Here is a 25611-nt window from a genome sequence, read left to right as displayed (position 1 = left end):
GCTCAAAGCATTAAAAAAATAAATGTTATGGTTCATAAATGACACTTATTATCAAAAATGCTATAAAATTGTTAATAAATTCAGAGTGTATTTATGTTCTTGAAGGAACTAATTTGTGCTTTTATTGGACAAACAATTTAACGCAGACAATACTAAATCTATGTATAACGAAACCAGACCGCAGCGCTAAAGTTAAAAAAACTCAACGATAAAGACACAAATAAGTAATAATAAACAATTAGTTTTTATGCGTTTATATTACCCACTACAATGATAGAAACGTTATAAACACTTAATGCCTACGCATTTACATTTTCAGGCTTAGAGAGAGCTATTTATGAAGCAGTTGGTAATCACCATTTTAGGGCAAGACCGGCCCGGATTAGTAGAAAGTATTTCATCGGTTATATTGCAAAATAAGGGTAACTGGCTGAGCAGTAATTTAAGCCACTTACTAGGCCACTTTGCCGGTATTATTCAGGTAGAAGTAGCGCAAGAGCACTTTGAAGCATTGCAAAACGCATTAAATGCCTTACCTAAACTCGACGTACGGATTGAAACTGGCAACACAGAAGTAGAGCCAAGTAGCAAAGAGCAAATAAATTTTGTCATTACTGGCAATGACCGCCCGGGCATTGTTCAGGAGCTGGCAAGTGTAATACGCCACAAAGGCGCTAGCATTACTCACTTAAACTCAAGGCAACAAAGTGCGCCAAATTGGGGAGTGCCTATTTTTAGTGCCGTAGCGACTGTTACCTTACCCAGTGGTATGAATAAAGAAGAAGTTATTGATGCACTTGAATCGATTACCAGTGATTTAATTGTAGATATTGAAGAGGCATAGCCCAAACGCCGTTGACATAAAAATGACATGGTAGTCATTTTTATGTCATCTAACTGGCGTATGTTTAAGTTAAAAAGGGCTGATTCTTACTACTTTTATCGCTTTTTACATTGTAACCCTCATAAGCGCGCACAGCCCCAAATTAAATTTGAAACATATCCTGATAACGGAATAGATATGAATGCCCATATAGAACCCCTTCAAACAACTGAATATTTTGCAAAAGAATTAAGCTGGCTGTCATTCAACGAGCGTGTACTACAAGAGGCTAAAGATAAAAATAACCCGATTATTGAGCGCATGCGTTTTTTGGGCATTTTCTCTAATAATTTAGATGAATTTTTTAGAGTACGCGTTGCTGATGTAAAGCGCCGAATTTTATTAAATAAACTCCCCGATGCTAATTTTGAAGAAGACGAAATACTGCTTAGTGAAATACAAAAAAAAGTACTCCAGTTAGGCAAAAAATTTAACCACATACACCAGCAGGTATTAACCGACTTAAACCATCATAACATTCATGTTAGTCGCCCCGATGAGCTCAGTGAGTTTCATTTAAACTGGTTAAAAAATTACTTTCATGATCACGTTCTTCAACATACCTCTCCTATTTTGCTAAACGAGAACAAAGACTTCTCTACCTATATAAACGACACCATGACCTACTTATTTGTAGAAATGAGTGATGAAAAAAGTTATTACGCAATGCTTGAGGTACCCACCGACAGGGTTGATCGCTTTATAAACCTGCCTCCAGAAAAAACCCGCCGCCATAAAACCATTGTAATGCTTGATGATGTTATCACTTACTTTTTAAACGATGTATTTAGTAGCTTTTTTTCTTATAAAAGCATTGCCGGTTATGCGATAAAATTAACTCGCGATGCAGAGTACAACCTAGACGACGAGCTAGAGGCTGGCTTACTTGATAAAATGTCCAAAGGGTTAAAACAACGTATTTATGCTGAGCCAGTAAGATTGGTTTACGATCAAGCCATGCCTGAAAACATGCTAAAAGTGATGAAAAAGCGCCTCGGTGTCACGCATCATGATGCGTTAATCCCCGGGGGGCGTTATCGTAATTTTAGAGACTTTATATCGTTTCCTAATGTAGGGCGCCAATATTTAGAAAACAAACCCCTCCCAGCATTGCAAAGTAGTGCGTTTAATAAACATGCCAGTGTATTTGACGCTATTAGCGAGCAAGATATTTTACTGTATTACCCCTATCATACTTTTAATCATGTGCTTGAATATGTGCGCCAAGCGGCCTTCGACCCTAAGGTTACGCAAATAAAGGTTAATATTTATCGTGTAGCGAGCAAATCTAGGCTGATTTCATCGTTAATTAACGCCGCTCAAAACGGTAAATTAGTGACCGTTATGGTTGAGCTAAAAGCACGTTTTGACGAGCAAAATAATATTGAATGGGCAAAGGTGCTAAGCAGTGCAGGTATTAAAGTAATTTTTGGTATACCCGCACTAAAAGTGCACAGCAAATTATGTGTGGTGCACCGTAAAGAAAAAGGCCAAATAGTAAAATATGCTCATATTGGCACAGGCAATTTCCATGAAAAAACAGCCAAAATTTACACTGACTTTAGCCTATTTACTCGCCACACTGGTATTTGTGAAGAAAGCGACAGCGTATTTAGATTTATAGAAAGCAGTTATAAACCGTTCAAATTTGACTACTTAATGCTTTCGCCAATTAATGCCCGTGAAACGCTGCTTAATTTAATCAATAACGAAATTGACCATGTTAAAAACAACAAACCAGGCAAAATAACGGTAAAAATAAATAACCTCGTCGATAAAGAGCTGGTAGACAGGCTTTACCTAGCTGGTCAAATCGGCGTTAAAATTAGAATTATTGTACGTGGTATGTGCTCGCTCATCCCTGGCGTGCCTAAACTTAGCGATAATATTAAGGTAATTAGTATTGTTGATCGCTTTTTAGAGCATCCTCGCGTAATGGTATTTGGTAACAATGGCGATGAAAAAGTATTTATATCTTCAGCTGATTGGATGACACGTAACCTAGATCATCGTGTTGAAGTAGGTGTTCCTATTTTGGATGTTAAGTTAAAACGCCTTATAGTTGATATATTAGAGCTACAATTTAAAGACCGTACCAAAGCACGCATTATTGATAGCGAGCAAAAAAACGCTTATGTAAGAAGGGGTAACCGTAAAAAAATTCGCTCTCAGATAGCAATTTACGATTATCTAAAAAAATGGGAACACACTTATTATAATGAATGATCACCCTTCAATAGCCGCAGTTGATTTAGGCTCCAACAGCTTTCATTTAGTGGTTGCCCGAGAAGTAAACGGCACTTTGCAAATTTTGCACAAAGAAAAACAACGCGTTTATTTAGCCGATGGGTTAGATGATAAATTTCGCTTAAGCCAAGCTGCAATAGACCGCGCCCTCGTGGTACTAAAGCAATTTGCTAAAACCTTACATGAGTTCCCCGCAAGTAATGTAAAGGTAGCTGCCACTTACACTTTTAGGCGCGCTAAAAATATTAACGCCTTTTTAGCCCAAGCTAGCGCTGTGTTTCCTTTTCATATTGATGTAATTGCAGGTCAAGAAGAAGCACGCCTTATTTATCAGGGCGTTGCGCATTATGTTCATAATGAAGAAAACCGCTTAGTGATCGATATTGGCGGTGGCAGTACCGAGCTTATAATAGGTAAACATTTTAAGCATAAGCTTTTATCTAGCCGTAATATGGGCTGCGTTAGCTTTACAAAGCAGTTTTTTAGCGATGGAAAAATAACGGCCAAACGCTTTAACAAAGCGCAAATAAGAGCCGAGCAAGAGCTTGAAGCCATTTTTTCTAATTATGTAAGCGAAAATTGGCAAACAGTAATTGGCACCTCGGGCACTATAAAGTCAATTTTAGCGATGATAAGCGCCACAAACCCGCAACAACCTAACATCACTTACGACGATTTACTCGCGTTAAAACAACAGTTTATTAGTGCTAAACATATTGATAACTTAGCTATTGTAGGGCTTACACCCGAGCGCCAACAAAGCATATGCGGTGGCTTAGCAATTTTAATTGCGATATTTACAGAGTTTGCCATTAAAGAGCTGACCTACAGCGATTTTTCGTTGCGCGAAGGGTTGCTGCACGAAATGCAGCAAAAGCTGGCCCATAAAGATATTCGCTCAAACACCATTAATAACTTAAGTGAGCGCTACACTGCTGATAAAGCGCATGCAGCGCGTGTTGCTGATACGGCTATTTGGCTCTATAAACAGTTAAAAAATGTATGGCATTTAGATAATAACGACGATATTGCTTTGTTAACTTGGGCAGCAAAATTACATGAAATTGGTTTATCAATTAACTCATCAGGGATTAACAAACACAGCGCTTATATAGTGGCGAATAGTCAATTACCCGGTTTTACGCAGCAAGAGCAACTTATTTTAAGCTCACTTATACGCTTTTATCGTAAAAAAATTAAACTGACAGAGCTGCCAGAGTTTTTAACCATTTCTCAAAAGCACGTGCTTAAACTGATTGTTATTTTACGCTTGGCCATTTTATTTAATCAAAAGCGCCAAGTGAGCTTAAAGCCGGATATGGAAATAAGCGCAAGCAACTTAGGGTTATTTATTAAGTTTAGTAACAACTATGTGCAAGAGCATACATTGCTACAAGCAGACCTAGAGCAAGAGCAGCTCTATCTTAAAAAAGCAGGGATTCAGTTTGAGTGCGTTTAATTTTATAAGGCTATTAAAAGCCTGTGACATTTTTTGTGCAGAAGTATTGTAATTGCGACACGCACTTTTTAAAGTGAGCTTGCTGCTTTATTTACACCCCATGTAAAGCACACATAATAAAGCGCCCTTGGGTAAACCCAAAGGCGTTTGAAGCTTTACCTATAAAGATAAAACCAGGTTATTTTATCAGGTTTACATATCCATATGGCGGTTTGAGCTTTGCATCATTTGCTTAACGCCTTGCTTTTCAAGCTCTAAAATTTGCTCGAGCTTTTCTTTACCGTTTTCTGTCTCAGCGCGCTCTAATAAGTACTCGTAAAGTTCGATTACTTTTTTGTGCTGCTCAGAGAGGTAGTTTTGAATCACCTTTTCATCAAATTCTTGGTCTTTGCTAATATCGTTAAACGTAATTAACTCGGGGTTGTCTGCAAAGTATTCGTAGCTGTAAGTATCTAAAGTGTTGATCTCTGTAATTGCTTTAAAGCCAACTAAGTCTTCAGCTAACTTTTTTTCATAATCTAAATAATAGTCCACTAGCATCGCGTTACGTTCATCAAGTAACTCCTTAACGCTGTAAAAATTTGCCGCCATTTGTGTGTGAAATAAAACGGTCCAATCGTACACTTCTTTAATTGTTTTAACTTGCATGTGCATTCCTTACTAAGTTGACTGTATAAGGTATAGGTTGCGTAAACCGTGCCAATATAAACTCAATTAAAAACAATGCATTAAAAATAAAAAAACAACAGCTAGGCGGGTTATTTGGTACAAGTTACAAAATACGGGTAATTTTTATAGGGCAACAAAACGGGTATTGCCCACAGTGTGCTATTAGAGCCTGCTGAAATAGGGGCAGCTTATCAAGCTCACAAGGGTACAAACCGTACACCGCGATTTAACCGCCCCTACATTCAGCAAGTTTTAACTCACAAAGAACAACACCTATTGACTAATATGCTGCTTTTTCCACAGTAAATACACCGCAGGTATAACCAATAGCGTAAGTATAATTGCGCTTAGCATCCCGCCTACCATCGGCGCAGCTATCCTACTCATTACTTCGCTACCGGTGCCGGTGCCGTATAAAACGGGTAATAAGCCAGCAATAATGGTAGCTACCGTCATCATTACGGGGCGCACTCTTAGCCCTGCACCTTGCATAATAGCGTGTTGTAACGCTTGTAAGTTAAATGCAGTTCCAGTTTGCTCGCACTGCTGGCGTTGCTCTGTATAAGCTTGGTTTAAATATACAAGCATTATGACGCCTATTTCTACCGCAACACCGGCCAATGCAATAAACCCTACCCCCACTGCCACCGAAAAGTTAAACGCTTCAAAGTACATTAGCCAAATGCCGCCTACCATAGCCAAAGGAAGGGTGGCAATAATAATAAGTACTTCGCTTAGGCATTTAAAATTAAGGTATAGCAGTATTACAATAATCGCGAGTGTAAGCGGGATCACATAAGTAAGCTTTGCTTTTGCGCGTTGCATGTATTCGTACTGCCCTGCCCAAGTAATTGAATAACCAGCGGGTAATTGTAGGTTATCGCCAAGTACTTGCTGAGCTTGTGCTACATAGCTGCCAATATCACTGCCTTTAATATCAATTAAACTCCACCCATTTAAACGCGCGTTTTCGCTTTTAATGCCGGTAGGGCCATCTTCAATAAATACTTTAGCAACATCACCAAGTGCAATATGTTGGCCTGATGGTGTAATAATAGGTAATAATTTTAAATCTTCAGGCGAAGCACGAAAGCTCTGTGGGTAGCGTAAATTTACCGGGTAACGCTGTTGCCCTTCGATTGTTTCAGTCACGTTTGAGCCGCCAATTGCTGTGGCTACAACCTGTTGTATGTCGGCTACATTTAGATTATACCGTGCTGCTTTTTCGCGGTTTATATCCACTTTAATATAACGCCCTGTGGCTACACGCTCTGAATACACTGAGGCTGTGCCGGGCACATCTTTTAACAATTGCTCAATTTGCTGCCCAATGTTTTGAATTTCTAACAGGCTTGGGCCCGCGATTTTAATACCTACAGGCGTTTTAATACCGGTGGCAAGCATATCAATTCGCGTTTTTATTGGCATAACCCACGCATTTGTAAGGCCCGGTAATGTAACTAAGCTTTCCAGCTCGGCTTTAATTTTTTGCTTCGTCATGCCCTCTCGCCACTGTGATTTGGGCTTAAACTGAATAAAGGTTTCAATCATTGTCAGCGGTGCGGGGTCGGTTGCGGTATCGGCGCGCCCTATTTTACCAAATACAGTTTTTACTTCAGGCACAGAGGCTATGAGTTTGTCTGTTTGCTGTAAAATTTTTCGCGCTTCACCAATAGAGAGCCCTGGGTAAGTTGTTGGCATATACATTAAGTCGCCTTCATCTAGCAAAGGAATAAACTCACTGCCTATTTTATTTACCGGATAAAAGCCTATAACCGTCACTATAAATGCAATAAATAACGTACTTTTTGGAAATTTAAGTACGGTAGCTAACAGCGGTTTATACCCTGCAACCAAGGCTCTATTAACAGGGTTTTTATGCTCAGAAATGACCTTACCCCGAATAAAGTAGCCCATTAACACCGGTACTAACGTTATAGCTAAGCCGGCAGAGGCTGCCATCGCATACGTTTTTGTATAAGCAAGCGGGGCAAACATGCGCCCTTCTTGCGCCTCTAAAATAAATACAGGCATAAAACTTACAGTAATAATGAGCAAACTAAAAAATAACGCAGGGCCTGCCTCGGTGGCCGATTTAGTCACTATTTGCCAGCGGTTTTGCTTGGTTAGTGGCGTTTTTTCCATGTGTTTATGCATGTTTTCTATCATTACGATAGCACCATCTGTCATAGCGCCAATAGCAATAGCAATCCCGCCTAACGACATAATATTAGCGTTTACACCTTGCCAATACATCACAATAAAAGCCATTAATATACCCATAGGCAAGGTAATAATAGCCACCAGCGATGAGCGCACATGAAATAAAAATACCACGCACACTAAGGCTACAATAATGAGCTCTTCAAACAATTTACTACTTAGGTTATCAACCGCGCTTTTTATTAACGTGGAGCGATCGTAAACCGGAATTATTTCAACCCCTTCGGGTAACCCTTGTTTTAAAGACTCAAGTTTTGCTTTTACCCGAGAAATCGTTTCTTGGGCGTTTTCGCCATAACGCATCACCACAATGCCACCCGCAACCTCGCCTTCGCCATTTAGCTCTGCAATGCCTCGTCGCATTTGAGGACCTAAGCGTACATTTGCTACATCTCGTAATTGTAATGCACTTCCTTGGGCGTTAATTCCTAATGGAATGGCTTCTAAGTCGGCGACACTTTTAATATAACCTGTGCTGGTTACCATGTATTCGGCTTCAGCCATTTCGATTACTGAGGCGCCAGTTTCTTGATTACCTTGGCTAATTGCAGTTTGTATCAAACTAAGAGGAAGGCCATAAGCACGTAACTTAACGGGGTCTACAACCACTTGATACTGCTTTATCATGCCACCTACAGCGGCTACCTCAGATACACCTTCAACGCTTTGTAGTTCAAATTTTAAAAACCAATCTTGCAAACTACGAAGCTGACTAATATTAAGCTGATTTGTTTTATCGACTAATGCATATAAATAAACCCAACCCACTCCTGTGGCATCGGGCCCAAGTTGTGCCTTTGCACTTGCCGGCAAGCGGCTTTCTACCTGACTTAAATACTCTTGTACGCGGCTTCGGGCCCAGTAAATATCGGTATTTTCATCAAAAATAATATACACATACGAGTCGCCAAAAAACGAAAAACCACGCACTGTTTTAGCGCCAGGCACAGACAGCATTGCCGTGGTGAGCGGAAAGGTAACTTGGTCTTGCACTACTTGGGGCGCTTGGCCTGGGTAGCTGGTTTTAACAATTACCTGCACGTCCGATAAATCCGGAAGCGCATCAACGGGTGTCTGTTTTACACTGTAAATACCCGCGCCAAATACAATAATACTCAGTAACAAAACGAGAAAACGATTAACAACCGACCAGCGAATAACAGCAGCTATCATAATGACCCCCCATGCATTGAGTGATGAGCTGCACCTTTGTCAGTAGGATGCTCGGCAATTTTGCTTATTACAAATTCGCCCTCAATAATGCTAAACGTAAAATGCACCTGCTGTTCAGGAGAAAGCGCACTAATATCAAGCTCTTTAGCAAGTATAAAGTCCATAGTAGCAGGGCCTCTGTTCCATTTAGCAATAGCCTCTCTGCTAATATTTATAACCCGCTGCGCTGCGTTTATATTATTTATGGTTCCCATTACTGTGGCTGTTTGAACCGCTTCAGCCTTGTCCATCTCCATGTTAGGCATGTCGCTCATAGCATGAGTGCTTGGTGCGCTCATACGCTTAAAGTCCGAGTCTTTACTCGATTCAGAGTCTATTAAAAACTGCGCAGCAGTCACAACACGGTCTTCTTTGGTAATGCCCGATAGAATAGCCACCTCATGCTGGCTAATTTGCCCTACTTTTACCGCCACCGATTTAAAACGCCCATCGCCTAGGGCAAGTACTACTCGGTTTTGTGCACCTGTACGAATAAGCGCTTGCTTAGGTATAACTAATTGCGGTGAGTCACTGTGTGTGTGAATACTTACTTGGGCAAACATATTAGGCTTAAGTAGCCCTGCGGTATTTTCAAAACGCAGCCTTACACGTAAAGTGCGATTTTTAGCATTCAGCGCTGGGTAAATGTAATCTACTATGCCCTGCCACTGCTTACCTTGAATGTAATCAAGGGTCATTGTAACGGGAAGCCCTTTGCTCACTAAAGCTGCTTGGCGCTCAAATACTTCTGCCTCTACCCATACTTGATCTAATTTAGCGATGCTCATCATTGAGGTGCCTGGCTTAACATAAAAACCTTCTCGGATATTAAGCTCATCAAGCACTCCACTTTGGCGCGCGTAAAATGTAATGTTTTGCATCACTTTTTTATTTTTTTCTAAGCGCTTAATAAAGCCATCAGACACATTTAGCGACTCTAAACGCGCTTTAGCAGCCCTGATCAATACGCTGTTTTTTCTATTTACTGCGAGTAAAAATTCTTCTTGTGCGTTCACAAGCTGAGGAGAGTAAAGCGTGTAAAGAGGCTCACCGGCACTAACGGGCTCCCCTTGCGCTTTTACAAATAGGGTTTCTATCCACCCTTCTACGCGGGGGTGAATATGGGTTAACTGATCTTGATTGTATTGCACATAACCGATTGTTTGAATATCACTTTGCAGTGTTTTCAGTTGCACTTTACTGGTTTTAACGCCTAAGTTATTAACCACTTCAGGTGATATTTTTATAGTACCTGGGCTGTCGTTTTCAGCGTTTGCGTATACAGGCACCAGCTCCATCCCCATTGGTGATAGCCCTGGTTCATCGCGCCTATAATTACTGTCCATTGGCGCAACCCAATACAGCGGCTTCGTTTTTTTATTATCAGCGGTTGTGGCTAAGTGCTCAGTGTCATCAATCAACCAGCGATTAGCAATAAACATTAACGTGGCACCAATAAGCAGCGCTACAAGGTATTTTAAGTTAGTTTTCATTGTTTTATCCTTGTAACTCAGCCATTACTAGCGAGTCTAAACTGGCTGCGTAATAATTTAAGCGAGCAATAATTATGTGTTTGTCTATTTGAATATTAAGGGCATCTATTTTGGCGTTTAGCTCACTAATACGCGCGCGCATAACATCAGAAAAGTCGCCATCGTCACGGGTATACGCGTTTAAAGTAGCCTGAGCTTGTTGCGACATTTGCGGTAATAACGTGTTTTGATAAAGCGTATTGCGCTGCTCAATTCGCTCAAGTTGACTAATCTCTTTAAAGTACTGTCCTTTTAGGCTTTGTAGCGCCACGCGTTTGTCGGTTTTAATGGCCTCTGCATTAGCAATAGCCGCATTAACTTGCTGATCTTGCCTGTTATCGGTAAATAAAGGTAAATCAATACTCACCCCCACCGAAAGCAAATCAGCACGCGATTCACCAGCTTGGTTATCAGCGCGGTAGCCATAACCCATATTTACGCCAAGTTGTGGCTTATAACTTTGTTTAGCAAGGCTCACTTGTGTGCGTTTAGAGGCTATACGTTGATCTATAGCCACCATAGAGGGATGCGCCATAAGTAACTTAATGAGCTCATCAAAGTCTAAGCTATTAAATTGGGTAAGCGGGGCTGGCGCTGTAAAAGTTAGGCTTAATGGTTGGCGTAATATGCTCTGTGGTAACCACTGGGCTAACCCTTGTTTAGCGGCATCTAGCTGCTGCGCTAATACAATCAGTTTATCTTCAAGGCGTGTGAGCTCCAATTGTGAGCGAATAATATCTTGCTGACGGGTTTTACCTAAACTACTGGAGTAACTGGCTTCGGTAACTTCAATTAACTGGCTAAACAATGCTTTATCTTGTTCAATTAACGCAATACTTTGCTGTGCTCTGTAGGCATTTAACCACAGCTCCATTACCCTAGCTTTTACTTGCGCCTTTCGCTGCGCCCTAAGCCACGGCTGCTCAAGTGCTTCTTCTTTTATTGCTTGTTGGCTAAGTGCTAGGCTATTACCACGGCTAAAGCTTTGGCTTATACCCAGTTTTAACTGCGTCATGTTTTCTTGATCAAACGCAAAGCCATCTACGGGTACGCTTTGCAAACCTATGCTTAATACGGGGTCTGGTAGAGTACCTGCAGCAATACTTTGCGCTGTGGCGGCGGCTTGCTTTTGCTCACTGGCGCTCAGCCATGGCTCGTTATTGAGCGCCAGGTTTATGGCATCCGTTAAATTAAGGGTTGATGCTTTTGCTATGGCATCACTATTAAATACAGCACCAAATAAGGTGGCGCTCAGTAATAAAGCTTTAAAAATTACAGTGCGGGTCATTGCCTGCTCCATCTAAAATTAAAAATAAAATCTTAAATTAACAAGCAGAACAGGCGCTTTTAGCGAATATAGCTAAATTTCAATTATACCAATGATGTTAAATTAGTCGTTATGTATAGCGACAGTTAAATAGAGTGATAACAAAGCATAAATATCGGCATGTAGTTGCTCTACACGAGAGGTTTATAACGCTGTTAACGCTTTATTTGGCACGCTAAATGACTAAATAATCAAGTCGATTGGTATCACACCTATCCTGCGTTTAAGCAAACATAGGAGGGCGATATAAAGTATTACTAGGGGGGGGAGGAAATACCGCTATTAAGCTGGGTAACTTTTTCACTCGATAACGAAAAAGCAGTAAATAAGGCCGGGGACGTTAAAATAGAGCTGCTTCCACAGCCATTTATTGGGCAATGACAATCATTTTGAACATCTGCTTCATCACTGCAGCAATCCATTTCCATCATACCTGTATGCAATTTACTCTCGCTCATTACATGTGTGGCATGCTTTGCTGATAGGCTCATGTGTGGCATTTCGCACTGCTGATTTACAGACGCAACGGCTTGCCCCACAAACGTGAGTAGCATCACAACAACGAGTAAATTTGAGTAAAAACGCTGCAAAACAAAACCTATTAAGTAAATTACCCAGTAATAATATTTGAGTTATTAAGCTAACTCAAATAATTAATTTTCTTTTTTAGGTGGTGTAATTAAGCTACTCGCTAAAATAGCAAAAATACAATAAGCACTAAAATACCAAAATCCCTCACCAAAAGTGCTATGCATAATTAGTAAATCGCTACTTTGCCCATGTGCATTGCCTGCCAAATAAGTCACTATTAACGCAATAACAAACACATCCACCATGCTCCACTTGCTCAGTGCGCAAATAACCCCAGCTAACTTATTTTTAAATCTGCTGGGTGACAAGCAGCAATACAGTAATTGCAGCAGTAATTTTAAGCTTGGGATCACAATAGAGAACAACCCAACTAACGCCGCTACAAATAAATTATTATTATTAGCTAGCTCGTTTACGGTTCCCCAAATACTTTGTGTTTTGCTATACGCGTTTATTTCACCCTCTAATTTATCAAGTCCTAACATGCTAGAGAACATCATTAACATACTACGGGTACGGCCATCGCCTTCCTCAGCCAGCATTTCTATGCCTGCTTTGGCGAGTTGCGATTTATCAATGTTCCCCTCAATCGATAATACAGGTTTGGTAACACCAGGAAATAACAGCCCTAATGCAACCACAATACTTAAAATAGATAACCAATTACGCATATTTATTCTGCAATAGCCTCAATAATTTCGTCACTATACAACAGTGCATCAAGAACATAATTAAAAATATGACCTATATGCAAATCACTGTTTATTGCCGGCATTAACACCGCTATTTTATCCATTTCATCTAGTTCAAACGCCCTAATAAGCGCAAGGCTTTGCCCTAAAATGCCCTCATTGTTTAATAATGCCTGAGCAATACTTTCATCTAGCGAAAACTCTTTAACAATTGCTTCAAGGTCTGTATCTAAAATTGCATCCATCACAGAAAACAACCCAACCAAGTAGCCCTGACCAACCAGTTCTGCGTGGTTTTGCCCTAGCAATAGCGCAATAAACTGCGCTCTGGTTAAGGCAAGTTTTGTGAGTTCCGAGGGTTTATCGGCGCCTAATTCGCTCAGCGCCAGCACGCGTACCAGTTGCCTTATGCTGTCCTCTCCTAAATACACAACCGCTTGCGAAATAGAAGTAATGGTTAATTTAGCACTGCCCGAGCGGGCATTTGCCAATTTCAATACACGCGCTGTAATTGCCACATCTCTGGCTACTTGTTTTTGTATTTCATCAAAGCATAAAGATTCTTTTGCCGTAAAGCGCAGTAAATCAAACACAATCACCTTACCCGGCTCCACATCTTTGTAAGTGATCATCTCTGGGCGGGCAAAAAAGTAACCCTGAAATAAATCGCAACCGGCTTGTTTTAACGAGTGAAATTGCGCATGAGTTTCTATGCGCTCAACAATAATTTTTGCATGCGGATTAGCGCGTTTAATTTTTTTTATGCGCATATTAGTTCTAATTATTACATCGTCCATTTCAATTTTGATGTAATCTACATGCGCAAGTAATGGCGCCCATTTATCGTCGCCATCGTAATCATCTAAGGCAAACTTGTATCCCTCTTGCTTGAGCGCTTTCACGCGCTGAGTTACCTCAGCTATTTTGTTCGTACGCTCAACGATTTCTAACACACAATTTTGTGGTACTAACAATTTAGGAAAGTTTTCTAAAATAGTGGCTGAAGAAAGGTTAATAAACGCTAAATGATGCGCTGTAAGTTTGTCTGGCCCTAGCATCATCAGTGTATTAAAAAACAAACGGCTAGTTGCTTGCTCATCAGATGTTCCCACAGGAAATGCATTATGGGCTGAATCGCGATAAAGCAGCTCATAAGCAAACACATTCTGCTGCGCATCAAAAATAGGTTGCCTTGCAACAAACTGTGTTAGCTTTTGTCCGTTTTGAAAAATATTTGTGGGATTCACTTAATAAAAACCTATCTAATTTGGCGCTGTTTATTACAATGAGGTTATACACTGTAATTCAACTGCTATGAAGATTCTAGGATCATTGCAAGCGGAGTTAAATTACATAACGCTCAAGGTTAAAAGTTTAGCAAAGGTTACGTATTTGTATTTTTTAAAGTTGTTTTTATCCTTATTTATTTTGCATCTTGCTACGTTTGCTCATGCCCAGCAAAACCAGCCAGAACTAAATTACAATGTCAGTGCGTCAGGTAGTCACTACCCTTTTTACACCGGCAACCCAGAAAAACCCGGCATTTTGCCAGAAATAATCACCGCTTTAATGGCGCAAGCAAATATTACCGCCAATCACGTTGAGCTCCCCACTAAGCGAATTACCAAATACTTAGAAAACGGCATTATTGATTTTGATGTAATCACTCTGAAATGGTTAGCGCAAAGCGAGCGAGATAACCCTTACTATATTTTTTCAGAGCCGCTGATCCCCGCAACCGAAATGATTGTCGCACTGCCTGATAACGTCGCGCAGTATCAAACTAAGCAAAGTTTATACTCTAAAGAGGTCGGTACAGTACTTGGCTACTACTACCATGATGATGCAAAATTTAACCGCGTCGATTTTCCCTCTGAAAAAGAGCTAATGATTGCATTATCTAAAGCGCGCATTGATGTTGCCATTATAGGTACTCATACCGCATCGTATTGGTCTAAACAACTAAATATTAATACTGAGTTTGGCGCCCAGCATTCGCATGGTTATTTAAGAGTGCGTTTACTTGCTAAGCACAAAGCGTTACTGCCTAAAATTAACCAAGCCCTTGCACACTTACATAGCAGTGGTTACATAAAACACATTGAAGATAAATACATTAACCCAATACCCGCACAAAATTTAAGGGATTAGTATCGCCGCCTACCTTTGCTAGGGTATAATACGGCCAAATGTAAACCTCTTCCTATATAAGAACGCCTTATGAGTATTGAAAAAGCCTTAATCGAGCGCAGTAATAACCAGTGTGAATTATGCAGCGCAACCGAACACTTATCTGTTTACGAAGTGCCTCCTGTTACCGAAACCCATTCAGACAAATGCATTTACACCTGCCAAACCTGTAAAGATCAAATAGAAAACAACAGCGAGCTTACCCCAACACATTGGCACTGTTTAAACGACAGCATGTGGAGCCAAACACCTGCCGTACAAGTAGTGGCTTACAGAATGCTAACGCGCTTAGCTGTTGATAATGGCTGGGCACAAGATGCGCTAGATATGATTTACCTAGAGGAAGACACCCTTACTTGGGCCAAAAAAGCCCTTGCTGAAGATGACGATATAAAACACGTAGACAGTAACGGCGTAGTGCTACAAGCTGGCGATACGGTTACTTTAATTAAAGACTTAGACGTTAAAGGTAGTAGCTTAACCGCCAAACGCGGCACAGCAGTACGCAATATAGGCTTAACAAATAACCCTGAACATATTGAAGGGCGAGTAGATGGCCAACGTATTGTTATTTTAACAAAGTTTGTAAAAAAATAGCGTTAAAGCATTATATTAAGGCGCATTAGCGCCTTTTTTTGTGCCTTAAAAAATTAAGCCATGATTAAGCTCCTCCCCCCTACACTTACCAGCAATATAGGAATAAGGAGCGCAAGCATGGCAAAGCAGCAATTTAGGTTTCAAAAACGTACATTTACTGGCTTAGGTTTATTAGCCCTAAGTGCACTCACATTAGCGGGCTGTGAAAAACCAGCTAACGAATCACAATCCACAGTACAAGAAAAAAGCGTTATGGGTTTAACCACGCAAGTGAGCTATAAAGATCGCAGTATGCCACGCCCTGGCTCACAACTAATTGTAACGCTATCTGATGTGTCAAAAGCAGATGTAAAAGCCGAAATAATTACTCAACAAGTAATTGATATAAATAAAGCGCCGCCGTATACCGTGGAGCTAGCTTATGATGACAACAACATTGTTGATAAACACCGCTATAACCTCACCGCTAGAATCATTAATAAAGACAAGGTTCTTTATACCAGCACAATGCAGTACGACCCTTTTAAAAATGCAAACTCGGGGATTCTTCACGAAATTGAGCTTGAAAAAGTCGCCTCACCTAAAAGCGATGTTACGCTTGCAAATACATACTGGAAAGCCGTTACAATTAATGCGCAAACAGTCAGTGTAAGAACAAAAGAGCCATTTATACAATTTGATAAAGATAACCGCGTTAACGGCTTTTTAGGGTGTAATAACGTCAGCGGCAGCTACAGCACAGAGCAACATTCAATTTCGTTTAGCCAATTGGCAAGTACAAAAAAAATGTGCTCACAAAGCATGGAGCAAGAAGCGGCTATGTTAAACATGCTCAATAACACGCAAAAGTGGGCTATAGAAGGTGAGTCTTTAGAATTAAAAGATAGCAGTGGCAACACGCTTGCCACCTTTAATGCGGTTTATTTTAATTAAATAAAAGCCCAGCTGGGCTTTTACTTTACATAATGGCAGGCAGTTATTCGTCGACTAACTGCTCGCTTCTATAAAACCCGCTAGGCTCACTTAAAAGTTCAACTAACTCAGGTAATATGCTGTCCATAGTTTGTTTTAATTTCCACGGTGGGTTAATAACAATCATGCCTGATGCCGTCATACCGTGTACGTCAGTATCCGCTTGCGTGCCTAACTCAAATAATTGAATATTACGCATTCCCGAATCAATCAGCCCTTGCTCCATTGTATTGATTCGCTCTCTATCAACAACGGGATACCAAATCATATATGTGCCGGTTGCAAAGCGCTGGTGCGCCTTAACTAGTGTGCTTACAACAGTTTCGTAATCGTCTTTTATCTCATAAGGTGGGTCAATAAGCACACATGCACGGCGCGAAGCTGGCGGAAGTAGCCCTATTAATCCGGCAAAACCGTTTTCGCCACGTACGCGAATAGAGCGCTTACCTTGCATGTTTTGCTCAAGTAACTGCAAATCGCGCGGGTGTAATTCAAAAAACCAGCCTTTGTCTTGACGACGTAAGTAATGCTCAGCAATTTTTGGCGAACCGGGGTAAAACGCCAGTTCATCCCCATCATTAAACGATTTAATTAATGCAATATAATCGTTTAGCGCTTCGTGTTTACTGCTATGTTGCCAAAGCTTAGCAATGCCCTCTTTGTATTCTTGTGTTTTTTGGGCATCAGATGAACTTAACTCAAAAAATCCCGCACCTGAGTGGGTATCAATATAATCGAGGGGTTTATCTTTAATGGTTTGATATTGAAGTACCTGTGCAAGTACTAAATGTTTAAGTACATCGGCAGGGTTACCTGCATGAAAAGAGTGTCTGTAACTAAGCATTGTTAATTTTCGCTATACGCAATTTAATATCGGCAGTGAACCATAAGCTCTGTATTTTGGCAACCTATACACCGCTTTGCGAGCAGTTAAGTGAACCATTTATGAACAAAAAAGCCGCCTCCCTGAATTATCACTTAATAAACAATAAAATTGTGCTAAAACCACCGTAAATGCTGGCAAAACAACACACTTTGCTTTACATTTGCATGACATTAATTACAGTTATATGAGCGCCTTTATGAACAACACAACTCTTCAACAACTCGAACAACTGATTGACTCGCTTATCGAGCGCAACAACCAATTACAAACAGATGTTGCTAGCTTAAAAGAGCAAAACGCAAAACTAAGCGACGAAAACGAAATTTTACAACTAGAAGCCCTTGAAAACGAAGAAAAGCAAAAAGATGCCAGCTCTACGTTAACAGGCTTACTTGATAAACTACAAAGCGCACAACAGGCAAGCTAATGTCTGAGCTGCAAAACCAGCGGGTCACAGTTGAGTTGCTAGGTAAAGAGCAGCAGTTTGCATGCCCGGTTGGGCAAGAAGATGCATTAATAGCAGCAGCACAAAATTTAAATGACTTGGTTGAGCAAACAAAGCAACGCTCATCAGTTCGCAACGAACAACAGGCGATACTTTTAGCAGCACTTACACTTAGCCATGAGTTGCTAGAAGCTAAAACGCATGCCAGTGTAGAGCAACAGCAACAAGATCAACTCATTGATAAACTCAGCCAATGCTTGGCGAGTGACCCAATAAAAAAATAAAAAGCGCCCCGTGCGCTTTTTGTTTATTATGAGGGTAAATAAATGCTGCGCAGAGACACACAATGACATTAAAACCCCTTTTAGTAACTGTAATCCCCGCCCTTTTTATTACCCTTAGCTTATTTTCTCACTCTAGTAAGGCAGCGGTTACTTGGCAGCAAATAAACGAAAATGTACAATTTTTAAAACAACAAGATAAGTTACGTTTTTACGATTCCAACCAAGTGCTCATAGAGGGCGAGCAATGCGCACTCATGGTAGATGCAAGCGGAAACTTTGCAGCCGTTGAAGCACTGGCAAAACAGTTAAAAAAACACCTTAAAACACCGCTCTGTTATTTAGTTGCAACACACTTTCATGACGACCATTTACTCGGCATGGCCGTATTACAAAACGCCTTCCCAAAAGCGCAGCTAATAGTGCATAAACAGGTAGCCGATAATTTTGCCACATACCAACAGGCTTATGATGATAAGTTAGCAGGCTATGAAAAAAGTATAGAGCTGAGCTATCAGCGCTTAGCCACATTGCCCGAGCAACAGCAAACACAGTGGCGCGAAAAGCTCTCTTTAGCTAAACAACGTTTTTTACGTTGGAAAAACTATCACTTAAAATCACCTAGCACCGTAATCAGCGAGCAACAAAGTATTGATTTAGGTAACTTTGCGGTACAAATAACGCCCGAAAAAGCCCACACAAACGGCGATTTAACACTTAGTACCAATAATGGCACGCTGCTAATAGGCGGCGATATTGTTGACTGGCTACCCTACCCAGGCCACGGCCAGTTACAAAATTGGCAAGCCTTGCTCAAACGCTATATTAATCAGCCTAATTTGCGTACAATACTTCCCGGCCACGGCGGGGCGCTTGAAAAAGCGCAACTTAAGCAGCCTTTAATGTTTTTAAAAAATTTAATAACCTATGTGAAAAATAATAAAAAACAAACGCTTGAGCAACTTACTGAGAGTTTCCCTGCGGATGTTTTAGCACCATATAAACAAGAAGCGTTAAATACAAAGTCGAGCCAGTTATTTTTACAGGCTGGGCTTAAGCGCGCCCAGTTAATTGAGCACGCGCAGTAGTGTTATAAAAATAAAGGATTGTAGATAAGAGATGAAGATGCGTGGATTGCTTGTAAGTTGTGTAATTATTTTTTTGTATGGCTGTAACAGCACACAAACACAACCCGAAACAGACGCACCACAAATTTTTACTCACTTTGAGCCAAGCTACGAAAACCAAATAGAGCTTGAGCCTGTACAGCCAAAACAATTACAGCAAGCCAATACTGCACCGCCGGTAAAGGCAAAAAAAACAATTGTAAAAAAGCGCCCCACCAAAGCTAAAAACCTATGGGTGCATATTGCCAACAACCTACATTTTACGGTGTATCAAAATCGCGCCTTAAAAAAGCGTATTAACTGGTATTTAAAACAACCTAACTATTTACCCACTGTAAATAAACGCGCCGCGCCTTATTTGTATCATATCGTAAAAAAAATTGAGCAAAAGCGCCTGCCTATGGAGCTGGCTTTACTGCCCTTTGTAGAAAGTGATTTTAGACCCACCATTGCCTCATCGCAGCAAGCAGTAGGCGTTTGGCAATTAGTGGCCGCCACAGCGCATCATTTTGGGATTAAATCCGATCAGTGGTATGACGGCCGACAAGATGTACTTGCCTCCACCGATGCCGCACTTGAATACCTCAGCTATTTACACAAACGCTTTGATGGCGACTGGCTACACGCCCTAGCGGCTTATAATAGTGGTGAGGGGCGTGTTAAACGAGCCATTGAGCGAAATAAAAAACGCGGTAAAAGTACCGATTACTTTTCTCTAAAGCTGCCAAAAGAAACGGCCGACTACGTACCTAAACTGTTAGCGCTAAGCTACTTAGTTAAACACCCGCAAAAAGGCTTTAGGCGTCCTAAACTGGCTAATAAACCAATAACAACGCAAATGAATGTTGGCCAACAGTTTGATTTTTCGGTCATCGCTAAGCTCTCTGGGGTTGGCTCAAAACAGTTGCACGCGCTTAACCAGGGCTATTTAAAAAATCAAAGCTCACCTAATGGCCCCCACTCATTGCTTTTACCTATCGGCCAAGAGGCACTGTTAAAAAGTCAGTTTTTTAAGTCTAATTTTGCTGGCGAATACATCGTTAAAAAAAATGATACGCTATACAGCATTGCAAGACGCTTCAGCATGTCGGTAAGCGCGTTAAAGCAGCTCAATGGCAAACAAAATAATATGTTAGGCATAGGTGAAAAACTGCTGGTTGGACAGCCTAAAACGCTCCCCAAATCGCTCACTATAGATTATCAAATTAGTCCTTATTTAGAGCCACAAGAAGTCGTGATCCCTACTCTTGAAATAGATTATGAAGTAAAACAAGGCGATAGCTTGTGGAGCATTAGTCAGCTTTACGAAGTACCGCACAGTGATTTAGCTAAATGGAACAACTTAAGTGCCTCAAGCATTTTAAAGCCTGGCACGCAATTAACGCTATTTATTCCCCAGGCAGAAAAACCCAAACAGCCGCAGCAAAAACAAGATTTACTGCAAGATCTACAAAAATCACTTATTCAACCACGCTGAGTTTATAAAGCTCGGTATTTCGCGTAAAATCGGCTTTTAACTTAGTCAAAAACTTAAAGAGACAAGCATGCAAATTAGCAAAAATTCAGCAGTTGAATTTCATTACACATTAAGCGAAGCGGGCGAGCAACTAGAAAGCAGTGTAAACCACGCGCCTCTTAGCTATATTCATGGCAGCGAAGGCATGCTTCCTGGCTTAGAAAAAGCCCTTGAAGGCAAAGCCGCAGGCGATAAGTTTAGCGTAACACTTGAGCCTAGCGAGTCATACGGTGAGCGCGTTGACGATTTAATTCAGCGTATTCCGCTTAAGCACCTACAAGGTGACGTAAAAGTGTGGAAACCAGGTATGACTGCGATGGTGCACTCAAACCAAGGCCAACATCAGGTAACATTAGTTAAAGTAGGCCGCTTTAATGCAGATTGCGATTTAAACCACCCGTTTGCAGGCAAAACGCTAACGTTTGATTTAGAAGTGGTATCGGTTCGTGAAGCAACCAGTGAAGAGATTTCGCATGGCCATGTTCACGCTGAAGGCGGCTGTGGTCACTCTCACTAATCACACACCTTAAATTAGGAGCAAGTATGTCTAAGGTTGCTATTGTTACAGGCGGTACAAAAGGCATTGGATTAGCGGTTGTAAAACGCTTTATTGAAAATGGCTACACGGTGCACAATCTGGATATTGAGTACAGCGAGCTGGGGGTTTTTCACCAATGCGATGTGAGTAATGTTAGTGCTGTAAAAGCCTGTATTACGGCCATTTGTAAACAAAGCTCACGCATAGATGTACTTGTTTCTAACGCCGGTAAACACCTCAGTGCTAGCATAGAGGATACCGATGAGGACACTTTCGATGCGTTATTTGCATTGAACGTTAAAGGAGCCTATGCGGCTGTACAAAGTGTACTACCCAGCATGAAAGCGCAAAGCAATGGCGCTATTATTTTAATAGCCTCAGATCAGTCAATAATTGGTAAACCTAACTCGTTTGCCTACAACCTGACAAAACATGCTCTTGCTTCTATGGCAAAAACTACAGCACTTGATTACGCCCAATTTAATATTCGCGCGAATGCGGTATGCCCAGGGACAATAGAAACCCCTCTATTTCATAATGCGATAGATGCTTATTGTAAAAAAAGTGGGGCTAACAAGGCCGATATAGTGGCAGAAGAAGCAAGCCTTCAACCGCTAAACCGCTTAGGACAAGCTGATGAAGTTGCCGCGTTAGTTAGCTTTTTAGCAAGTGATGATGCAAGCTTTATAACCGGTAGCCTACAACATATTGATGGCGGCTATACCACACAATGAGCACATGCTAATGAGCCTGAAAATTATTGACCCCCACGTGCATTTTTTTAACCTTGCCGAGGGGCAATATACTTGGCTGCAAGGCGAAAACCCACCAGCATGGCCAAATTTAGAGTTAATAAAACAACCTATTAGTGAAAAAAAGCTACTAGAGAGCAGTGACTTTACCCTCGCCGGCATAGTACATATAGAGGCAGGTTTTGATAACAACGCCCCCATTAACGAACTTAATTGGCTAACGGCGCATTTAAAAAAGCTTCCCTTTAAAGCCATTAGTTACGCTCAGTTAGATTGCGCACCTGAGCAATTTGCAAAAGCAATAAACGCCCTTGCCCACCCGCATTTAATAGGCATACGGGATATCACCGAAGGCGCAGACGCACAGCGATTATTAAACCCAGTGTGCTTTAGTAATTTGCAAACCCTTTGCCAGCAAGGGCTGCATTATGAAGCCCAGTTTGAGCTTGAAAATACCGCAATAGCCGCTCAGCTTGCTCGTTACGCTAAGGCGCTGCCTCAGCTAAAAATAATAATAAACCATAGCGGCCTACCTAATAATATTAATAACTGGCAGCAAAGCATTCGCATGCTAAGTGCGCACAATAATATAGCGATTAAGTTTTCGGGTTTTGAGCTTTTAGCGTTGAATTTACAACAGCAACAAGATTGTTTTGAAACTATGTTCTCGTACTTTGGTGAGCAGCGCATTATGTTTGCGAGTAACTTTCCGGTTTGCCAAATTAACGCAAGCTATAATGATGTTTGGCATAGCCATCAAGCTTTGTGTAAAACAAATAAAATATGGCACAACCTTAGCTACGCAAATGCTAAGCATTTTTATAACATACCTTAGATAAGCTATATTAAATTTAACCACTTACGTAAATGCGGCAATGACTATGACATTACATTCGCAAATATCAGCCCTTGGCATTTTAACTATTTTAAGTGGTTGCGCATCTAACACGCAGCCTACTCCTAAGCTGCATCATGCCTTACTTACCCAGCCAAATAGCCAAGCGGTAGCGCGTGTTATAGAGCGCTTAATGCATATAAAAAACGTAACGCTTGCTGACGATATCTTTATTCACACCAGTACCTTTACTCTTAAAAACACAAACCGTAGCGATATAACAGCCAATCAAAAGCTTAACTTTCCCGATCAATTTGAGTTAATGATAAACAATAATCGCTGCTATATACGCCACCTTGATAGTAAAGCCACCGCTGAGATAAAAGGCGTTACGTGTACAATCAATCTTGCCAATTAAACCCACTAACTATTCAAATGGTATTGCTCATCGGTATTAGAGAAACACAACTATAAAAAAGCCGGTAAGTGAGCTATCACTTACCGGCTTTTACTTTAAACAATAGTATTTAAATAACGCTCTTTAAATAAAGCTTAAATTATTTAATTTCTACACGCTGCGAGCGCATAACAATCTCATCATTTAATTCAATGCCTAAGCCTGGCTCTTCTGATACTTCAAAAAAGCCATTTTTTGGTTGTGGATCTTGTAAGCACAGCTCTCGGTTCCACTTTTTAATGGCATATGTATGATGCTCATGAATCAAAAAGTTAGGAATAGCGGTTTCTAAATGAAGCGATGCAGCTGTTGCAACTGGCCCGCCACATACGTGAGCCTGAATTCGCACATCAAAAATATCAGCGTAGTCACACACTTTTTTAGTTTCAGTAAAGCCACCACATAAACCGATATCGGGTTGAAGTACATCAATGCTTTGATCTTCTAAATAAGGGCGCACACCCCAGCGGTTGTATAAACGCTCACCGCCTGCAATTGGCACTGCCACTTTATCTGCTACTTTTGCATGTAAAGAATGGTTTAAGTAGTTAACTGGCTCCTCGTAGTACATGCAATCAAACTCTTCGGCTATTTCACCAATTTGTATAGCAGAGGTCGCGCCAGGTAAGCTGTGGCACTCAAAAATAATATCCACTTCGTCACCAACTGCTTCACGTATAGCTTGCATACGAGCACGGTATAGCTTCATTTCGGCGCGAGAAATTATTTTAGTACGGTCGTAATACGTATTGCCGTCTTTATCGTATTGGATAGGGTCAACTTTTACTGCATCATAACCTTCGCCAATCGCTTTTAACGCCGCTTCTGCGTATTCTTGCGGTTGTACTAACGCTTTAAATTCGCTGTCCCAATCAAACTGTAACTGCGATGCGTAAGTACGTAGCTTATCGTTTACTTTACCGCCCAGTAATTGGTATACCGGTAAATCAAGTGCTTTACCTTTTATATCCCAAAGTGCTGTATCTATGGCGCTCATTGCTGCATAAACAACAGGGCCGCCACCTAAACCCCAAAAGCTTTCGCGTAACATACGCGACCATAACTTTTCGGTTTGAAACGGGTCGTGCCCAATTAAAAAAGCATCAGCCATTTCTTTTATCATTGCTGCTGCTGCGCTGTGGCCTAAATCGTAAGCTAAACCAGCCTCACCTACACCACTAATACCTTCATCGGTATGAATACGTACAAAAACCGGCGTCCAAGCTGGACGCTCAGGGCAATGAATATCAAATACTTCTACGCGATTTACTTTCATTAAAATTCCTTATTAGCCACGCAGGCTATTGTGCAAAACTGGGATCAAGTCGGTACGCTTTTCGTAACATGGCAGGCCACGCTAATTGCCCACCTGTGCTGCCGCTATGTACCACATTAGCTTGGTTATAAATATTGTCGATAATTGGCTGCGGCACCGGAATAACCTCTTGTGAGCTGGCTTGTAATGCAAGCTGAATTTCGCAGGCACGTTGCAAGTCATAAAAACGCATAAAGGCATCGCCTACGGTTGGACCTACGGTTAAACCACCATGATTTACCAATAGCATATGATTGGTATTGCCTAAATCATCTTGTAATACTTTGCGCTCGTCATCATTTACAGCCAGCCCTTCATAGCCATGGTACGACAGCGAAGGGAGCGAAAACATAGAGTATTGGCTTAGTGGCAATAGGCCATTTTTTTGTGTAGCAACGGCAATGGTTTCTTTAGTATGTAAGTGAATAACGCAATGAGCATCTTCACGCACTTCGTGAATTGCGCTATGAATAGTAAAACCTGCCGGGTTAATGCTAAAGGGGGTGTCGTCAATAATATTGCCGTGCAAATCAACCTTTACCAGGTTTGATGCAGTTACTTCGTCAAATGTTAAGCCAAACGCATTTACAAGGTAGTGATCCGTGCCAGGTAAACGTGCTGATAAATGCGTGTATATTAAATCCCCCCAACGAAAATGCTCTACTAATCGGTAGCAAGCTGCTAAATCTACACGCAATTGCCACTCTTGCTCCGACACTTTATTTTTTAAATCTAGTTGGGGTAAATCAATCATAATCAGCCTTTTAAAATACGTACAACAACACAAGTACGAATAGATGTTTAGAAGTCTAAAGCAGTATTAATTTTATAGCAAACACAAACAAAACAGCCACACAATTGTGTG

The 25611-nt window shown here is 41.0% G+C and carries 24 protein-coding genes; 14 read left to right on the top strand and 10 right to left on the bottom strand.

Annotated features, from left to right (window positions below):
* Positions 1–337: 337 nt before the first annotated feature.
* The 3 genes from CWB60_RS16580 (at position 338) to CWB60_RS16570 (ending at position 4589) form a co-directional block, all read left to right on the top strand.
* Positions 338–844: a glycine cleavage system transcriptional repressor gene (locus CWB60_RS16580; protein ID WP_024031441.1), complete on the top strand. Its 507-nt coding sequence runs from the start codon at positions 338–340 to the stop codon at positions 842–844.
* 177 nt (positions 845–1021) lie between these two features.
* Positions 1022–3109 carry a polyphosphate kinase 1 gene (gene ppk1 / locus CWB60_RS16575; protein ID WP_138579519.1) on the top strand — a complete coding sequence of 696 codons (2088 nt, stop codon included), beginning with the start codon at positions 1022–1024 and terminating at the stop codon, positions 3107–3109.
* Complete coding sequence (locus tag CWB60_RS16570) at positions 3102–4589, top strand: Ppx/GppA phosphatase family protein (protein WP_138579521.1); 1488 nt, start codon at positions 3102–3104, stop codon at positions 4587–4589. The genes ppk1 and CWB60_RS16570 overlap by 8 nt, the downstream gene beginning before the upstream one ends.
* Before the next feature lie 192 nt (positions 4590–4781).
* On the opposite strand, the gene CWB60_RS16565 is transcribed toward CWB60_RS16570, so the two are convergent.
* The 7 genes from CWB60_RS16565 to CWB60_RS16535 all read right to left on the bottom strand — a co-directional run bounded on the left by CWB60_RS16565 (position 4782) and on the right by CWB60_RS16535 (position 14082).
* Entirely contained in the window at positions 4782–5237 is a 456-nt protein-coding gene (locus tag CWB60_RS16565) for a hypothetical protein (RefSeq protein ID WP_004587628.1), read from the bottom strand.
* Between the two features lie 294 nt (positions 5238–5531).
* Entirely contained in the window at positions 5532–8654 is a 3123-nt protein-coding gene (locus tag CWB60_RS16560; RefSeq protein ID WP_138579523.1) for an efflux RND transporter permease subunit, read from the bottom strand.
* Positions 8651–10186, bottom strand: a complete 1536-nt coding sequence (locus CWB60_RS16555) for an efflux RND transporter periplasmic adaptor subunit (RefSeq protein WP_138579525.1) — start codon at positions 10184–10186, stop codon at positions 8651–8653. The genes CWB60_RS16560 and CWB60_RS16555 overlap by 4 nt, the downstream gene beginning before the upstream one ends.
* Positions 10187–10190: 4 nt before the next feature.
* On the bottom strand, positions 10191–11513 hold the full coding sequence (locus tag CWB60_RS16550; RefSeq protein WP_138579527.1) for a TolC family protein: 1323 nt from the start codon (positions 11511–11513) through the stop codon (positions 10191–10193).
* A gap of 296 nt (positions 11514–11809) precedes the next feature.
* The gene (locus tag CWB60_RS16545) at positions 11810–12142 is read right to left on the bottom strand and encodes a hypothetical protein (RefSeq protein WP_138579529.1); all 333 of its coding nucleotides are present in this window, start codon (positions 12140–12142) and stop codon (positions 11810–11812) included.
* 63 nt (positions 12143–12205) lie between these two features.
* The gene (locus tag CWB60_RS16540) at positions 12206–12814 is read right to left on the bottom strand and encodes a paraquat-inducible protein A (RefSeq protein ID WP_138579531.1); all 609 of its coding nucleotides are present in this window, start codon (positions 12812–12814) and stop codon (positions 12206–12208) included.
* Positions 12815–12816: 2 nt separating this feature from the next.
* On the bottom strand, positions 12817–14082 hold the full coding sequence (locus CWB60_RS16535; protein ID WP_138579533.1) for an EAL and HDOD domain-containing protein: 1266 nt from the start codon (positions 14080–14082) through the stop codon (positions 12817–12819).
* A 145-nt stretch (positions 14083–14227) separates the two neighbouring features.
* Here CWB60_RS16535 and CWB60_RS16530 point away from each other — a divergent pair, with 145 nt between their 5' ends.
* From CWB60_RS16530 to CWB60_RS16520, 3 genes are all read left to right on the top strand, one after another.
* Positions 14228–14986 carry a substrate-binding periplasmic protein gene (locus CWB60_RS16530; RefSeq protein WP_171036164.1) on the top strand — a complete coding sequence of 253 codons (759 nt, stop codon included), beginning with the start codon at positions 14228–14230 and terminating at the stop codon, positions 14984–14986.
* 69 nt (positions 14987–15055) lie between these two features.
* Positions 15056–15622, top strand: a complete 567-nt coding sequence (locus tag CWB60_RS16525) for a PhnA domain-containing protein (RefSeq protein ID WP_055252603.1) — start codon at positions 15056–15058, stop codon at positions 15620–15622.
* Positions 15623–15739: 117 nt separating this feature from the next.
* Positions 15740–16555, top strand: coding sequence for an META domain-containing protein (locus CWB60_RS16520; RefSeq protein ID WP_138579535.1), 816 nt, complete (start codon positions 15740–15742; stop codon positions 16553–16555).
* A 43-nt stretch (positions 16556–16598) separates the two neighbouring features.
* On the opposite strand, the gene CWB60_RS16515 is transcribed toward CWB60_RS16520, so the two are convergent.
* The gene (locus tag CWB60_RS16515) at positions 16599–17438 is read right to left on the bottom strand and encodes a 23S rRNA (adenine(2030)-N(6))-methyltransferase RlmJ (RefSeq protein ID WP_138579537.1); all 840 of its coding nucleotides are present in this window, start codon (positions 17436–17438) and stop codon (positions 16599–16601) included.
* A 238-nt stretch (positions 17439–17676) separates the two neighbouring features.
* Between CWB60_RS16515 and CWB60_RS16510 the strand changes: the two genes are divergently transcribed.
* The 8 genes from CWB60_RS16510 to CWB60_RS16475 all read left to right on the top strand — a co-directional run bounded on the left by CWB60_RS16510 (position 17677) and on the right by CWB60_RS16475 (position 23392).
* Positions 17677–17907 carry a cell division protein ZapB gene (locus tag CWB60_RS16510; RefSeq protein ID WP_024031454.1) on the top strand — a complete coding sequence of 77 codons (231 nt, stop codon included), beginning with the start codon at positions 17677–17679 and terminating at the stop codon, positions 17905–17907.
* The gene (locus CWB60_RS16505; RefSeq protein WP_004587640.1) at positions 17907–18209 is read left to right on the top strand and encodes a cell division protein ZapA; all 303 of its coding nucleotides are present in this window, start codon (positions 17907–17909) and stop codon (positions 18207–18209) included. Before CWB60_RS16510 ends, CWB60_RS16505 begins: the two co-directional genes overlap by 1 nt.
* A gap of 62 nt (positions 18210–18271) precedes the next feature.
* Positions 18272–19294 (top strand): MBL fold metallo-hydrolase, encoded by a 1023-nt coding sequence (locus tag CWB60_RS16500; RefSeq protein ID WP_138579539.1) that lies wholly within the window; start codon positions 18272–18274, stop codon positions 19292–19294.
* A 37-nt stretch (positions 19295–19331) separates the two neighbouring features.
* The gene (locus tag CWB60_RS16495; RefSeq protein WP_138579541.1) at positions 19332–20810 is read left to right on the top strand and encodes a LysM peptidoglycan-binding domain-containing protein; all 1479 of its coding nucleotides are present in this window, start codon (positions 19332–19334) and stop codon (positions 20808–20810) included.
* Between the two features lie 67 nt (positions 20811–20877).
* On the top strand, positions 20878–21366 hold the full coding sequence (locus CWB60_RS16490; RefSeq protein ID WP_024031457.1) for an FKBP-type peptidyl-prolyl cis-trans isomerase: 489 nt from the start codon (positions 20878–20880) through the stop codon (positions 21364–21366).
* A 26-nt stretch (positions 21367–21392) separates the two neighbouring features.
* A complete protein-coding gene (locus CWB60_RS16485) occupies positions 21393–22121 on the top strand; it encodes an SDR family NAD(P)-dependent oxidoreductase (protein ID WP_138579543.1) in 729 nt (242 codons plus the stop codon).
* Between the two features lie 10 nt (positions 22122–22131).
* Positions 22132–22974, top strand: coding sequence for an amidohydrolase family protein (locus CWB60_RS16480; RefSeq protein WP_138579545.1), 843 nt, complete (start codon positions 22132–22134; stop codon positions 22972–22974).
* A gap of 46 nt (positions 22975–23020) precedes the next feature.
* Positions 23021–23392, top strand: a complete 372-nt coding sequence (locus CWB60_RS16475) for a hypothetical protein (protein WP_138579547.1) — start codon at positions 23021–23023, stop codon at positions 23390–23392.
* A gap of 139 nt (positions 23393–23531) precedes the next feature.
* Here CWB60_RS16475 and CWB60_RS16470 read toward each other — a convergent pair whose 3' ends face one another.
* Complete coding sequence (locus CWB60_RS16470; protein WP_138579549.1) at positions 23532–24707, bottom strand: mandelate racemase/muconate lactonizing enzyme family protein; 1176 nt, start codon at positions 24705–24707, stop codon at positions 23532–23534.
* Between the two features lie 25 nt (positions 24708–24732).
* Positions 24733–25500 carry a class II aldolase/adducin family protein gene (locus CWB60_RS16465; protein ID WP_024031462.1) on the bottom strand — a complete coding sequence of 256 codons (768 nt, stop codon included), beginning with the start codon at positions 25498–25500 and terminating at the stop codon, positions 24733–24735.
* Between the last annotated feature and the right edge of the window lie 111 nt (positions 25501–25611).

It is taken from the genome of Pseudoalteromonas sp. S327, assembly GCF_005886415.1.
Lineage (GTDB): Bacteria > Pseudomonadota > Gammaproteobacteria > Enterobacterales > Alteromonadaceae > Pseudoalteromonas > Pseudoalteromonas atlantica.
Note: the sequence above shows the minus strand (reverse complement) of the source record. Positions and strands in the feature narration are given on the sequence as shown.

What these genes read in the sequence shown, in the direction of transcription:
- CWB60_RS16560 (WP_138579523.1), bottom strand. Translation starts at nt 8,654, where the DNA reads ATGATAGCTGCTGTTATTCGCTGGTCGGTTGTTAATCGTTTTCTCGTT.
- CWB60_RS16525 (WP_055252603.1), top strand. Translation starts at nt 15,056, where the DNA reads ATGAGTATTGAAAAAGCCTTAATCGAGCGCAGTAATAACCAGTGTGAA.
- CWB60_RS16520 (WP_138579535.1), top strand. Translation starts at nt 15,740, where the DNA reads ATGGCAAAGCAGCAATTTAGGTTTCAAAAACGTACATTTACTGGCTTA.
- CWB60_RS16540 (WP_138579531.1), bottom strand. Translation starts at nt 12,814, where the DNA reads ATGCGTAATTGGTTATCTATTTTAAGTATTGTGGTTGCATTAGGGCTG.
- CWB60_RS16495 (WP_138579541.1), top strand. Translation starts at nt 19,332, where the DNA reads ATGCGTGGATTGCTTGTAAGTTGTGTAATTATTTTTTTGTATGGCTGT.
- CWB60_RS16480 (WP_138579545.1), top strand. Translation starts at nt 22,132, where the DNA reads ATGAGCCTGAAAATTATTGACCCCCACGTGCATTTTTTTAACCTTGCC.
- CWB60_RS16470 (WP_138579549.1), bottom strand. Translation starts at nt 24,707, where the DNA reads ATGAAAGTAAATCGCGTAGAAGTATTTGATATTCATTGCCCTGAGCGT.
- CWB60_RS16565 (WP_004587628.1), bottom strand. Translation starts at nt 5,237, where the DNA reads ATGCAAGTTAAAACAATTAAAGAAGTGTACGATTGGACCGTTTTATTT.
- CWB60_RS16465 (WP_024031462.1), bottom strand. Translation starts at nt 25,500, where the DNA reads ATGATTGATTTACCCCAACTAGATTTAAAAAATAAAGTGTCGGAGCAA.
- CWB60_RS16485 (WP_138579543.1), top strand. Translation starts at nt 21,393, where the DNA reads ATGTCTAAGGTTGCTATTGTTACAGGCGGTACAAAAGGCATTGGATTA.
- CWB60_RS16555 (WP_138579525.1), bottom strand. Translation starts at nt 10,186, where the DNA reads ATGAAAACTAACTTAAAATACCTTGTAGCGCTGCTTATTGGTGCCACG.
- CWB60_RS16490 (WP_024031457.1), top strand. Translation starts at nt 20,878, where the DNA reads ATGCAAATTAGCAAAAATTCAGCAGTTGAATTTCATTACACATTAAGC.
- ppk1 (WP_138579519.1), top strand. Translation starts at nt 1,022, where the DNA reads ATGAATGCCCATATAGAACCCCTTCAAACAACTGAATATTTTGCAAAA.
- CWB60_RS16580 (WP_024031441.1), top strand. Translation starts at nt 338, where the DNA reads ATGAAGCAGTTGGTAATCACCATTTTAGGGCAAGACCGGCCCGGATTA.
- CWB60_RS16505 (WP_004587640.1), top strand. Translation starts at nt 17,907, where the DNA reads ATGTCTGAGCTGCAAAACCAGCGGGTCACAGTTGAGTTGCTAGGTAAA.
- CWB60_RS16475 (WP_138579547.1), top strand. Translation starts at nt 23,021, where the DNA reads ATGACATTACATTCGCAAATATCAGCCCTTGGCATTTTAACTATTTTA.
- CWB60_RS16570 (WP_138579521.1), top strand. Translation starts at nt 3,102, where the DNA reads ATGAATGATCACCCTTCAATAGCCGCAGTTGATTTAGGCTCCAACAGC.
- CWB60_RS16550 (WP_138579527.1), bottom strand. Translation starts at nt 11,513, where the DNA reads ATGACCCGCACTGTAATTTTTAAAGCTTTATTACTGAGCGCCACCTTA.
- CWB60_RS16515 (WP_138579537.1), bottom strand. Translation starts at nt 17,438, where the DNA reads ATGCTTAGTTACAGACACTCTTTTCATGCAGGTAACCCTGCCGATGTA.
- CWB60_RS16510 (WP_024031454.1), top strand. Translation starts at nt 17,677, where the DNA reads ATGAACAACACAACTCTTCAACAACTCGAACAACTGATTGACTCGCTT.
- CWB60_RS16500 (WP_138579539.1), top strand. Translation starts at nt 18,272, where the DNA reads ATGACATTAAAACCCCTTTTAGTAACTGTAATCCCCGCCCTTTTTATT.